The organism is Longimicrobium sp., from assembly GCA_036389135.1.
In the GTDB taxonomy this organism is placed as follows: domain Bacteria; phylum Gemmatimonadota; class Gemmatimonadetes; order Longimicrobiales; family Longimicrobiaceae; genus Longimicrobium.
The window spans coordinates 118315-130799 of sequence record DASVQP010000070.1; the positions used below are offsets into that span (position 1 = coordinate 118315).

At 71.7% G+C, this 12485-nt stretch carries 11 protein-coding genes; 4 read left to right on the forward strand and 7 right to left on the reverse strand.

Features of this window, described 5'->3' with window-relative positions:
• The 4 genes from VF584_17040 to VF584_17055 all read right to left on the reverse strand — a co-directional run bounded on the left by VF584_17040 (position 1) and on the right by VF584_17055 (position 4939).
• Positions 1–1230 carry a hypothetical protein gene (locus VF584_17040; protein HEX8211885.1) on the reverse strand — a complete coding sequence of 410 codons (1230 nt, stop codon included), beginning with the start codon at positions 1228–1230 and terminating at the stop codon, positions 1–3.
• 51 nt (positions 1231–1281) lie between these two features.
• Complete coding sequence (locus tag VF584_17045; protein ID HEX8211886.1) at positions 1282–2520, reverse strand: hypothetical protein; 1239 nt, start codon at positions 2518–2520, stop codon at positions 1282–1284.
• Positions 2521–2641: 121 nt separating this feature from the next.
• Positions 2642–3091 (reverse strand): arginine repressor, encoded by a 450-nt coding sequence (argR, locus tag VF584_17050; GenBank protein HEX8211887.1) that lies wholly within the window; start codon positions 3089–3091, stop codon positions 2642–2644.
• 252 nt (positions 3092–3343) lie between these two features.
• A complete protein-coding gene (locus tag VF584_17055) occupies positions 3344–4939 on the reverse strand; it encodes an alkaline phosphatase family protein (GenBank protein HEX8211888.1) in 1596 nt (531 codons plus the stop codon).
• Between the two features lie 320 nt (positions 4940–5259).
• Between VF584_17055 and VF584_17060 the strand changes: the two genes are divergently transcribed.
• Positions 5260–5667 (forward strand): hypothetical protein, encoded by a 408-nt coding sequence (locus VF584_17060; GenBank protein HEX8211889.1) that lies wholly within the window; start codon positions 5260–5262, stop codon positions 5665–5667.
• Positions 5668–5672: 5 nt separating this feature from the next.
• Here VF584_17060 and VF584_17065 read toward each other — a convergent pair whose 3' ends face one another.
• The 3 genes from VF584_17065 to VF584_17075 all read right to left on the reverse strand — a co-directional run bounded on the left by VF584_17065 (position 5673) and on the right by VF584_17075 (position 7749).
• The gene (locus VF584_17065) at positions 5673–5891 is read right to left on the reverse strand and encodes a hypothetical protein (GenBank protein HEX8211890.1); all 219 of its coding nucleotides are present in this window, start codon (positions 5889–5891) and stop codon (positions 5673–5675) included.
• Entirely contained in the window at positions 5891–6316 is a 426-nt protein-coding gene (locus VF584_17070) for a TlpA disulfide reductase family protein (protein ID HEX8211891.1), read from the reverse strand. Before VF584_17070 ends, VF584_17065 begins: the two co-directional genes overlap by 1 nt.
• Positions 6317–6516: 200 nt before the next feature.
• Complete coding sequence (locus VF584_17075) at positions 6517–7749, reverse strand: sialidase family protein (GenBank protein HEX8211892.1); 1233 nt, start codon at positions 7747–7749, stop codon at positions 6517–6519.
• 166 nt (positions 7750–7915) lie between these two features.
• Here VF584_17075 and VF584_17080 point away from each other — a divergent pair, with 166 nt between their 5' ends.
• The 3 genes from VF584_17080 (at position 7916) to VF584_17090 (ending at position 12429) form a co-directional block, all read left to right on the forward strand.
• A complete protein-coding gene (locus VF584_17080) occupies positions 7916–8200 on the forward strand; it encodes a hypothetical protein (protein HEX8211893.1) in 285 nt (94 codons plus the stop codon).
• A 184-nt stretch (positions 8201–8384) separates the two neighbouring features.
• Complete coding sequence (locus tag VF584_17085) at positions 8385–11108, forward strand: TonB-dependent receptor (protein HEX8211894.1); 2724 nt, start codon at positions 8385–8387, stop codon at positions 11106–11108.
• Positions 11109–11289: 181 nt separating this feature from the next.
• On the forward strand, positions 11290–12429 hold the full coding sequence (locus tag VF584_17090) for an FAD-dependent monooxygenase (protein ID HEX8211895.1): 1140 nt from the start codon (positions 11290–11292) through the stop codon (positions 12427–12429).
• The last annotated feature ends 56 nt before the right edge of the window (positions 12430–12485 follow it).

Consider the following 12485-nt stretch of genomic DNA (forward strand, 5'->3'; position numbering starts at 1 on the left):
TCACCGCCGGATCGCGGCGGCGTCCAGCTTCCAGAGGCCGTTGAGCATGTCGGAGGCATAGACGTGGGCGCCGACGTGCTGCACGCCCCAGATGAAGAAGTTGCGGCCGCCGGTCGGGACGTCCAGCGCACGGCCCACCTCGCGCACCGCCTTGCGCAGGTCGCAGCGCCCGTCTGCGGCGCGGGCGGAGGCGTCGCAGGCGGAGAGGTCGCCCGCGACGTTCAGGGCGCGCACCCCACCGTTGTAGTAGGCGGCGTAGAGCGTGCCGCTCGCCTCGTCGACCGAGAAGTTGTGGGTGCCGGCGCCGGGGACGTTGTAGAAGGCCACCTCGCGCGGCCTCGTGAAGTCGCTCACGTCCACCACGTGGATGTCGCCGGCGGACGTGCTGCCGATGATCCCCGCCTGCTCCTCGCCGACGATGGCGAAGCGCTTGGAGCCGCCCGTGTGCAGCCACCAGATGTTGTGCACCGCGCCGCCCACCGTCCTCACGTTTCCCAGCTCCACCGGGTTCTCCGGCGAGCCGCCGCGCCCGCCGCCGCCGATGTCCCAGATCGTCATCCCGGCGTTCCACAGCGCGGTAAAGAGGATGCCGTCGCGCACGAAGACGTCGTGGATGAAGGGGTCGCCCATCACGCGTGAAAGGACTTCGCGAGGGGCGGCCGGGTTGCTCAGGTCCACCACCACCAGGCGCGCCGGGGCGCTGGCCCCGGGATCGACCGAGAGAAAGCCGTACAGCTTCCCGTTCACCCTCGCGATCTCGGCGGTGTGCACGCCGGGGTCGGTGTTGGTGGAGGTGAAGCGCGAGAGCTCACGCGGACGGGCCGGGTTCGCCAGGTCGAAGACGATGATGCGGCCCGGGCGCCGCTCGGTGGCGACCACCAGGAGCTTGCCGTCGTCGGTGACCTGGACGTCGCCGGTGATGAGGGCATTGTCCACGATCACCGAATCGGCCGGCGCGGGGACGTTGCCGGACACGTCCCACACCTTGATGGCGTCGCCCTGGGTGCGGTTCGGGCCACGCTGCCCCCAGGTGGTGGTGTACGCCCAGCGCCCGTTGACGGCGACCTCGGCGGTGTAGCGCTCGGGCACGCACCCCAGCCCCAGCACCGCGGGCGCGGTGATCTGCGCGCAGTTGGGATCGGGCTTCAGGTCCGGATCCGGATCGGCCGGATTGTTGTCGCACGCGGCAGCGATTGCGGCGAGGGCGAGGAGGAGGACGGTGCGTTTCATGGATGAGGAGGATGAAGGAATGTGTGTGAGTGCGTTGACGCGTGAGTGCGTTCAGTGTCCGCGTGCCGCGGCGCCGTAGCGGCCCATGCGGGGGTGCGCGCCGCCGATCTCGATGCGGGCACCGGCGGCCACCGTCCACATGCGGTCCGCGCCGTAGAACTCGCGCGGCACGAAGACGCTGGCGGTGCGGAGCGGCTCGGCGGCCAGGCGCGCGGCTTCGACGAACGGGCGCATCCTGATGCCGGCGAGCGAGCCGGCCCCGTGGCTCAGGTGCAGCGTTGCGATCGTCCAGCGCGTGATCCCCTGCAGCGACACGTCGGCGTGCGGCGACGGCGTGCGAAAGGGGTCCGCCAGCCGCTCCTCTTCCGGGCGCTCGGTCCGCTCCAGGCGCAGCGCCATTTCGATGCCGCGGCGCCGGACCGCGCCCTCCGCCAGCACGGACGAGAGGCGAAAGGAGCGAAGGGAGCCGTTCATCTGGTCGGTGCGCGCCCACTCCACCAGCGCGTAGTCGCGGGACGCCGCCCCCCGGCCCGCCTCGTAGCGGAGGGAGGCGGCGACCTTGTCGTGATCGAGGCCCACGCCGCGCGGCTCCTCCGGCGAGTTGATCCGGGCATAGCCGCCGGATGCTTCCCAGCCGCGGCGCGGAGCCAGTGTGGCGCGCAGCGCCCACGAGTCGCCGAAGCGGCCGGGGTCGCCCAGGTCGCCCGTGCCGAGGGGCTCGTTCCCGGCGAAGAGCGCCCCCTCCAGCGCCAGCGGGCCGCGCCGCACCGCCATTATCGTCATCAGCCGCTCCAGCACCTGCGCCAGGTGGTGGTTGGCGGGAAACTTGACGAAGGGGCGCGCCATCGGGTCGTCGCTGCCAAAGGGAACGAATCCCCGCCCCGCGCTCACCGACAGCTCGCCACGCGCGTGCGGACCGCCCAGGGGAGAGAACGTCGCGACCGCCTCGTGCAGGACAGTGTGCGGGTGGCGGCGGTCGATGAACCCCTCGCCCCAGATCCCCGGGTTGGGTTCGCCGTCCGCCAGGGTCAGCGCCTCCAAGTTGATGCTGGCCACCAGCGCCGCCCGCCCGCCCCACGCGGTTGCGTGCGCCATCACCATCGGCTGCGTCACCTGTGCCTCGGTGCTCGACTCGCCGTTGAGCGCGGGCGCCGTGTGCGTGACCAGCGGAATCGCCTGCGCGCTCACGCTGAGCCGCACCGCCGCGGAGTCCGGCGCATGCGCGTGCTCCTGCGCCGCGGCGGGGGCGGCGGCCAGGAGGAGTGCGGCGATGGCGGCGGACGGCTTCACGGCGGTGTTGGTTAGGGGGGCGAGTGAACTCGCTGCAACAACAGCACAAAGTCCGCCTGCGCGGACTCGGGCTCGGAGATCCGTGACCGCTGCGGGCTCGTGTGCGTGCGCGGCTCTCCCGCTAGACGCCGGCGATTTCTTCGATGCGGCGTACGATGGCGTCGAGGTGCGCGGCGTCGCGGAGTATGACGAGGATGGTGTCGTCGCCGGCGACGGTGCCGAGGACCTCGGGCCACTCCTCCCAGTCGATCCCCACCGCAATGGGTTGCGCGCCGCCGACCATCGTCTTGACCACGAGGAGGTTCCCCACGCCGTCCGATCCCAGGTAGAGCGATGGGAGGAGGCGGGCGAGGGTCGGGGTGGGGTCGGTGACGCCGGGCGGGAGGGTGTAGGTGGAGCCGCCGTTCTCGTCGGGCACCTTGACCAGCCCCAGCTCGCGGATGTCGCGCGACAGGGTGGCCTGCGCCACCTCGAAGCCTCGCTCCGCCAGGAAGTCGCGAAGGACCTCCTGCGACGAAACGCGGCGGTCGCGGACCAGCTCCAGGATGGCTGCGTGGCGCTGGGGCTTCATGGGGAATGGGGATTGGGGAATGGGGAATGGGCCGCCGCTCCCGCCGAAGCTAGGCCGGCGCGCGGAGATGGCGCAAGCGTGGAGGATGGCGCCCGCACGCCTGCCCCTGTACGGCATTGGTGCGATTCCGAATGCCGCGTTTCGCGAGCCGGCTTCAGCCGCCTTCCCGTAGTTCCAGCCGGGGATTTATTTCAACCGCCGCCCCACACGCACCGGCCATTCCCCATTCCCCATTCCCCATTCCCCATTCCCCTACCTCAGCGCCTCCACCAGCACCCGCCCATCCAGCGCCTCCGTCGGCCGCACGCCCACGATGCGCGCCAGCGTCGGCGCGATGTCCACCACGCGGGCGAAGCGATCGTACTTTCCGGGGCGGATCATGGCTCCGTAAAAGATCACCGGCACGTGCGCGTCGTAGTCGTGCGGCGTGCCGTGCTGCGCGAACGTCGCGATCCCCCACACGTGCTCCGGCAGCAGCGTGACGACGGCGGCCACGGGAAGGTCGGGTGGAAGCATGTGCACCCACCGGCGCGACACCGGGTTGGTTGCCGAGTCGCGCGGGAGGTCCTTCACGAGTCTGGCGTGCATCACCCCCGGCTGCCGGCGCGCCCACGCCACGAAGCGCGTCATCGCCTCCGGGAGCAGCGCGGCCGGGTCGCGCCCGGCGCGGAGGAAGGCGTCGGGGTCGTACGCCACCATCCCGTCGTCGAAATGGAAGGCGGCGCTGTCCACACCCATCCGCCGCGCCTCGGCGCCCAGCCAGCGGGTGAAGGCGCCGAGGTTCGCGTGGTAGCGCGTGGCGTCGGCGGGGTGGCGCACCTTGGGGATGGACGCCACGCCGTGGTCCGCGGTCAGCGCGATCACCACGCTCGCCGGATCGCGGCCGGCGTACAGCGAGTCGAGGAACACCCCCAGCATCCGGTCCAGCCGCACCACCTGGTCGTGGATCTCGCGCGAGTCCGGGCCGTAGCGATGCCCCACCGCGTCCGTCGTGGAGAACGACACCGCGAAGACGTCGGTCTGCGGCCCCTGCCCCAGCTTCAGCTCGCGCAGGCCGGCCAGCGCCAGCTCCATCGTGAGATCATCCATCCAGGGAAACTCGACGATGGTGCGCCCCGCCGTGTCCGGATTCGCGGAAAGGACGTGCGGAAAGGTGTAGTCGCGCCCGCCGTTCTCCGCGGGAACGCTGTCCCGCTCCGTGTACGACGATGCGGGGAGGAGCGGCGTCCACGCCTTACCCGCAAACCGCTGCACCGGCCGAGATGCGTTGTAGCGCCGCACCCAGGTGGGAAGCGTGTCTGCGTACCAGGTGCTGGTGGTGAAGGCGCCGTTGTAGCCCCACCAGTAGACCTGCTGCTGCGCGCGTCCCAGCGGAAGGATCGCCCCGCGGTCCTTCCGCGACACCGAGAGGGCGCGCGTGCGTGGGTCTTTGAAGCGCAGCCAGTCGGTCAGCGTGCTCCCGCGGAAGCGAAAGGGCGACGCGCCCGCCATGGTGCTCCCGGCCAGGAGCGGCGCCTGCGGGTCGCCCACGCCGGCCACGTTCTGCACGATCCCGGTGCTCCGCGGGAAGCGCCCCGAAAGCGTGCTTGCGTGCCCCGGCGCCGTCTCGGTGACGGCGTGGTCCTGGTACGCCCGGGTGAAGACGGCGCCCCCGTCGTACAGACGCGCCAGCCCGCCGGTGAGCTGTCCCGGCCAGCGCGTGAAGTAATCGGGGCGGAGCTGGTCAACGGTGATGAGCACCACCAGCGTCGGGCGGCGCGCGGGGGCGGCGGGCTGCTGCTGCGCCGCGGCGGGCACGGTGGCCAGCCACCCGGCGGCGGCCAGCGATGCGATTCTTTTGAGCTTCATGCGGACTTCAAGTGGCTTGGGTCTCCCGGCAGGCTCCACAGCGGCCGCCGTACCGCCAAGCTACCCCCGCGCCCCCCGCCGGACCATCCCGCCCGGACATCGAGCGCGTCACGATCCACCCACGAAGGCGATCGGCAGCGCGCCCGCACGGGGCGCCTAATCGGGTAAACGAGAGTGCGGCTGATCGAAGCACTCCCGGGTATCAATCGAAACCTACGCGGGGCTGGATTTCTCGGTTATACTCAGGGGCACCTGGCATGTATTGCGACCCCCCGCCCGCGCCATCCACCCGGCGCAACCCCTCCCGCCACGGCATTTCCATGGGCGATTTCGACTCCTCCGGGAGCATCCACGGCCCGCCCGCGGTCACGATGCAGATCATCCGCGCCGCCATGGCGATGGGCGTGGCGGTGTTCGCGGTGGTGAGCACGCAGGTGCGCCAGCCTCCGCCCGAGCCGCCCATCCAGATCGGGTACATCGCGGCGGTGTTCGCGGTGGCCATGCTCGTTCCGATCTTCTTCTTCCGCAGCAGGATGGAGGCGCTCTCCACGCGTTCCCAGCGGTGCACCTTCAGCATCATCGGATGGGCGCTGGGCGAGAGCGCGGGGATGCTGGCCGTGGTCTCGTACTTCATCGGCAACGCGCTGGTGTGGTCGCTCCCCGGCCTCCTGGTGCTCGCCGTGGCCCTCATCGCCTTTCCCGCGCCGGAGAACGAGCCGGGGATGTAGAACGGCTACTCCCAGGGCTTCGAGTCCGCGAGGCGCGCGCGCACCTCGTCGTCGGAGAGGGCGGAGAGTTCCTGCTCGGCCTGGCGGACGGTCTCAGAGGCGATGTCGGCGGTGCGGTTCTCGGTGTCGCCGCGCAGCGAGAAGAGGAGGACGAGCGACCCCCACGACCCGCGCCCCACCATCACGTCCCAGCTGCGGCCCTCGGCGTCTTCGATGATGCGCATCAGCCGCCGAGCTCCCTGTCCAGCGCGCGGTTGAGCGCGGGATCGTCGGCGCGCACGGGGCCGACGTGCTTCCACAGGATGGTGCCGTCCGCTCCGATGAGAAAGGTGGTCGGAACGCCGACAGTGGCAAAGGTGGACGAGACGCGCTGTTCCGGGTCCAGCCAGATGGCGTAGCGCGCGCCGAAGCCGCGCAGAAAGGCGCGGATCTCCTCCTCCTGCCCCGGATCGTCGACACTGACGCCGATCACCGCCAGCCCCGGGCGCGCCTGGTGGATCTTTTGGAGCGCGGGGATCTCCTCGCGGCAGGGGTGGCACCAGGTGGCCCACACGTTCAGCAGCACCGGCTTCCCGCGCAATTCGCTGAGCGACACCGGCTTCCCCCCCTCCAGCGCCACGGACTCGAACTCCGGCGCCGGCTTCCCCACCGCCGGGGGCCCGCCGCGCGGGACGTCGCAGGCGGCGAGGGCGAGGAGCGTGGCGACGACGACGGCAGCGAAACGAGAAGCGCGGAACGGCGAACGACAGGGCCGCAGCGGTTCCGCCCCCTCTCCCGATAACGTGAGGGCGCAGCCCTCTCCTGTTATCGGGAGAGGGGGCAGCGAGGAACGAGCGGGGGTGAGGGCCCTCACCGCCCCAGCTCCATGCGCGCGGTCTGCACGCGCGACGGCTTGCCGGGCGCCGTCCAGGCGAAGACGACGGAGTTGCCGCCGACTGCCATGCGCGGCACCGAGCGCTCCGGCACGCCGCCCAGCGTTCGCGGCTCGCCCAGCGCGCCGTCGCGGGCCACGCGCCGCACGCGCACCTCGGCGGGGCCGGCCGCGGAGCGCTCGATCCAGCTCACGAGGGCGCCGCCGTCCACGAGCTTGACGTCCGCGTGGCCGGCGGGGGTGCCGCCGTCCACGCGCAGGGGGGCACTCCAGTTGGCGCCCGCGTCCTCGGAGAAGGCGACGTGCACGCGCGGCGTGTCGCGGGCGGCGGTGAACCAGGCGATGGCGACGCGGCGCCCATCGGCGGAGAGGGCGGGGCCGTTCACGGGACAGGCGGGGATCTTCCAGCCGTCCGGGTGCACGGGGCGGGGCGCCGTCCAGCGACCGCCGGCCAGGCGCGTGAAGTAGATGTCGCGGATCTCGTCGGTGGTGCGGTCGCGGTACGCCACCAGCGGGCCGTCGCTGGTGACGGCCATGGCGGTCTGGCAGCAGTCGCAGGTGCGCTCGTCCAGCGGGCTCTCGGGCGCGGCCCCGCCATCCGCGCCGATGCGTGTGGTCATGATCGCCATTTCGGCGGCGGCGTCGCCCTCCTCGCGGCCGGCGTACTTGCGGCCATCCAGCCACGCCACGCCCACCGAGTCGCCCTGCGCGGCCCACATCGAGACGAAGCCGTGCTCCGTGGGCGTCCCGTCACGATGCGGGACGACGGAGGGGCCCCAGCTCTGGCCGCCATCGGCGGAGCGGGCCACGCGCACCTCGTAGGCGTACTTCTCCTTTCCGCTCCGCTGCAGCCAGTGCGCGGCCATCGCGCCGCCCTTCAGCGGGAGGAGCGAGGGGAAGTCCGCCCAGTTGACGAACCACCCGCGCCCCTCGGCCACGGTGCGCGGCGCGGACCACCGACCGCTCTCCAGCACGGCGAAGCGCAGGGCATGCGCGGAGTCCGGCCGCGGCTCCGTCCACGAGAGATAAACACGGCCTTCGGCATCGGTGACCAGGTTGGGCGCCGTGCTCCCCTCCGGCGCGGGCGACGGGAGCTCGGCGGGCTGGCCGAGAGCTTGCGCGTCGTTCTTCTTCCCCCCCGCTTCGCCGCCGCACGCCGCGGAGAGCAGCGCCAGGGCGGCGGCAAGGGACCGGCTGCGTTGCGTGGTCATGGCAGGTCAGGGGAGCGGGGGCGTACCGGGTGATGCACCGGGCGGCGCTTCGCTCGGAAAATGGCACCGGACCCCGTTGTGGGGCAACGGTGAAACCCGCGGCGCGGGTGGTGCGTACCCCATTTCCGGGAACACACCCGCACGCCCCGCAAACCGGAGAACCTCCATGTTCGGACTCATCGCGCTGGTCGCCGCATCCGCGGCCGCCATCTTCGGATACACGCAGTCCCGCCGCTTCGTCCGCAACCGCCTGCGCTTCGTGGACAAGGTCCATGGCAGCGGGGTGCCCGTCGTCGCGGGGATCGCGGCGCTGGTCGTGGGGATGCTGGTGACTGCCATCGTCCCGATCGTGGGCTTCGGCACGGCGCTCGCCTTCGGCGTGAGCGTGGGGACCGGGGTGGCCGCCGGGCGCAGCGACATCCGCCACAACCGCCTCAGCTCCGGCCGCTGACCGCGGATCGCGAGAAACAGGGCCCCTCCTCCGCCGGCGCGGGGGAGGGGCTTTCGTGCGTCCGGAAACCCCGCGCATTTTGGGGCGCGAGGTGCAGAAAACCTTTGCGCGCGCGCGGGCGGCGCCCTACACTGCGAGGAGTGGACTTCCACCCATCGCACCGCTTGCTACCCGGGATACCGCCGTGACATCCTCCACATCCGCGCGCATCGTGCGCATGACCCTTTCCGCCATTGCCTGCGCCATGGCCACGGCCGGCGCGGCCCACGCCCAGCGGGGCACCGTCGCCGGAACGGTGACCGACTCGGCCAGCGGCGCTCCGCTCGGCGGAGTGGCCGTGCGCGTCGCGGGCGCGCAGGCGGGGACGGTGACGCGCGCCGAGGGGACGTACCGGCTCCTGCTCGCCTCCGGGTCGTACCAGCTCGTGGTGAGCCGCGTGGGCTACGCCACCGCGCGCGTGCCGGTGACGATCGCGGCGGGGGAGACGGCCACGCGCGACGTGCGACTCGCCACCGCCGCGACGGCGCTGGAGGGGATCGTCGCGGTCGGCACGCGGCGGCCGGACCGCGTGGCGACGGAGACGCCGGTGCCGGTGGACGTGGTGACCGCCGCCGACATCGAGGCGACGGGGCTCACCGAGACGAGCCAGATCATCCAGCGGCTCGCGCCCAGCGTCAACTTCCCGCGCGCCACCATCGCGGACGGCACGGACCACATCCGCCCCGCCACGCTGCGCGGCTTGGCGCCGGATCAGGCGCTGGTGCTGGTGAACGGAAAGCGGCGCCACGCCACGGCGCTGGTGAACGTCAACGGCACCGTGGGGCGCGGCAGCACCTCGGTGGACCTGAACGCCATCCCGGCAAGCGTCATCGAGCGCATCGAGATCCTGCGCGAGGGCGCGGCGGCGCAGTACGGCTCGGACGCCATCGCGGGGGTGATCAACATCGTCCTCAAGAGCGGCGCCGAGCGCGAGCTGATGTCCAGCGTGGGCCGCACCACCGAGGGCGACGGGCAGGTTGTGCAGGTGGGCGGCAACGCGGGGTTGGAGGTCGCCGGAGGGTCGCTGATGCTGGGCGCCGAGTTCCGCGACCGTGGCTTCACCAACCGCAGCCGCGAGGACCTGCGCCCGCAGTACTTCGCCGGAGACCCCCGCGAGGCCACCGTCAACCGCCTCAACCATCGCCAGGGCGACGCCGACACGCGCGACTACGGCGCCTTCCTGAACGGCGTGGTGCCGATCCGCGCGGGCACGGCCGAGCTGTACGCGTTCGGCGGCGTGACGCGGCGCGAGGGGGAGGCGGCGGGCTTCTTTCGCCGCGCCAACGACGTGCGCACGGTGCGGGCGATCCACCCCGACGGCTTCCTTCCGATGATCACCTCGGACATCCTGGACGCATCCGCCGCGGCGGGGGTGCGGGGGACGGTGGCGGGCTTCCGCTACGACCTGAGCGGGGTGTACGGGAGCAACTCGTTCGACTACGGGGTGGAGAACTCCAACAACGTGTCGATGGGCACCGCGAGCCCCACCTCGTTCCACGCGGGAGTGCTCAACTTCAACCAGATGACCGCCAACCTGGACCTGGTGAGGAGCTTCGCGGCGGGGAGCTTTCCGGAGCCGGTGAGCGTGGCCTTCGGCGCGGAGTACCGGCGCGACGGCTACGGGATCGAGGCGGGCGACACGGCCTCGTACGTGAACGGCGGGGTGCGGGTGCTGGACGGGCCCAGCGCCGGCTCCATCGCGGCGGTGGGCGCGCAGGTGTTCCCCGGCTTCCGCCCGTCGGACGCCAAGGACGTCTCGCGCAGCAGCGTGGCGGGATACGTGGACGTGGAGGTGACGCCCGTTCAGGCGCTGCTGGTGACGTTCGCGGCGCGCGCGGAGAACTTCACCGACTTCGGCTCCACGCTGGACGGGCGCGTGGCGGCGCGGGTCGAGCCGGTGGAAGGGTTCGCCATCCGCGGGTCGGTGGGCACGGGCTTCCGTGCTCCCTCGCTGCAGCAGCAGTACTTCTCCAGCACGGCCACCAACTTCATCGGCGGCGTGCCCTTTGACATCCGCACCTTCCCGGTGGAGAGCGGCGAGGCAAAGGTGCTGGGCGCGGAGCCGCTGCGGCCGGAGGAGTCGGTCAACTACAGCCTGGGCCTTGCCGTCACGCCCAGCCGCGACCTGTCGGTTACGGTGGATGCGTACCAGATCGACATCGACGACCGCATCGTCTTCTCCGAGAACTTCACGGGCGCGCGCGTGCAGCAGCTCTTCCGCGACGCCGGCTTCGCGGGGGTAACGGGCGGGCGCTTCTTCACCAACGCCATCGACACGCGCACGCGCGGCATCGACGTGGTGGGGCAGTACGCGTATCGCTTCGGGCGCATCAACCAGCTGCGCGTGGTGGCGGGCGCCAACTTTACCGAGACGGAGGTGCTCACAAAGGTGGTGAAGACGCCCGCGGCGCTGGCGGGCTTCGAGGAGACGCTCTTTGGGCGGGTGGAGCGCGGGCGCATCGAGTACGGCCAGCCGCGCAACAGCGTCAACCTGAGCCTGAACTACACGCGCGACCGGCTCGGCGTAAACTTCAACAACCGCCGCTTCGGCGAGGTCTCCGTCTTCGGAGCCATCGACCCGGACACGGCGACGGGCGCCGCCGCGCTGCGCACGCTGGACCAGACGTTCGACGCGGAGTGGATCACCGACCTGGACGTGTCGTACCGCTTCCGCAACGGCCTTACGCTGGCGGTGGGCGCCAACAACCTGTTCGACGTGTACCCCGAGGAGAACTTCCAGCGCACAGACGCCGAGCGGGCCACTGGGGCGCAGGACAACTCCAATGCGGGGATCTTTCCGTACAACGGGGTCTCGCCGTTCGGATTCAACGGGGCGTTCTACTACGTGAGGTTCAACTTGCGGCCATAGATGGGAACTGCATTTCACACAGAGACGCAGAGGGAAACGGAAAGACGCAGAGGAAAAGCTTCGGTTGTTCTTGCTGTTTCCTCTGTGTCTCTGTGTGAAGCGCAGTTTCAGCCGGTGCCCGACACGGGGCGCAGAGCTTTCCCTACGCCGCCGCTTCATGAGACGGGATAGATTGGTGGGCATGACCGACGAGACGAGACCCATCATCATCGCGGGCGGCGGGATCGGGGGGCTGTCGGCGGCGATCGCGTTGCGGAGGGCCGGGTTCGAGGCGCAGGTGTTCGAGAGGGCGCCCGAGCTGCGCGAGGTGGGCGCCGGCATCAGCCTGTGGCCCAACGCCACGCGGCAGCTCCGCCGCTGGGGGGTGCTGAACGACGTGGTGCGGCGCGGCTTCGTCTTCCAGCACGGCGCCATCCGCTCTCGGAATGGGCGCGTGCTGCTGCGAATGAGGTTCGGCGGGCAGGATGCGCCCAGCGTGCTGATCCACCGCGCCGCACTCCACTCCGCCCTCGCCGATGCGCTCCCCCCGTGGGCGGTGACCACCGGCGCGACCGCGGAGGACTTCACCGACGAGGGCGACCACGTGCGGGTGCGCTTCGCCGGCCTCGGCGAGGTGGAGGGCGCGGCGCTGGTGGGCGCGGACGGGCTGCGCTCCGCCGTGCGCCGCCGGCTGCTGGGCGACGGCGAGCCGGTGTACCGCGGCTACCCGGTCTGGCGCGGCGTGGCCGAAGGCGCCTTCCCCGGCGCCGGAGAGCTGACTGAATCGCTGGGAGCCGGGCTGCGCTTCGGGATCGTGCCGATCGGCGAGGGGCGCGTGGCGTGGTGGGCGACGGCCAACGAGCCGGAGGGGACGGACGATGGCGACGCGGGCGCGAAGGCGAAGCTCCTCCGCCTCTTTGGCGGATGGCACGCGCCGATCCCGCAGCTGCTGGAGGCGACGCCCGCGGAGGCCATCCTCAAGAACGACAGCTACGACCGTACGCCGGTGCGCGGGTGGAGCCGCGGGCGGGTGACGCTGCTGGGCGACGCGGCGCACCCCACGACGCCCAACATGGGGCAGGGCGGGTGCATGGCGATCGAGGACGGCGCGGTGCTCGCCGACGCCCTCGTGCGCAATCCTGAGATCCCGCACGCCCTGCGCGACTTCGAGCGGCGCCGCTTCCGACGCGTGGCGGGGATCGTTCGGCAGTCACTTCAGTACGGGCAGGTGGCGCAGTGGGAGCGCCCGGCCGCGGTGCGCCTCCGCGACGCGCTCTTCCGCCTCACGCCGGACGCCGTCACGGCGCTCGCCATGCGGCGGACCTTTGCGTTCGACGTGTAGCTGGCGTGCAGGTTGCGGCGGGGGGCGGGCTTTCCGGCGATCCACACGAACGGGAG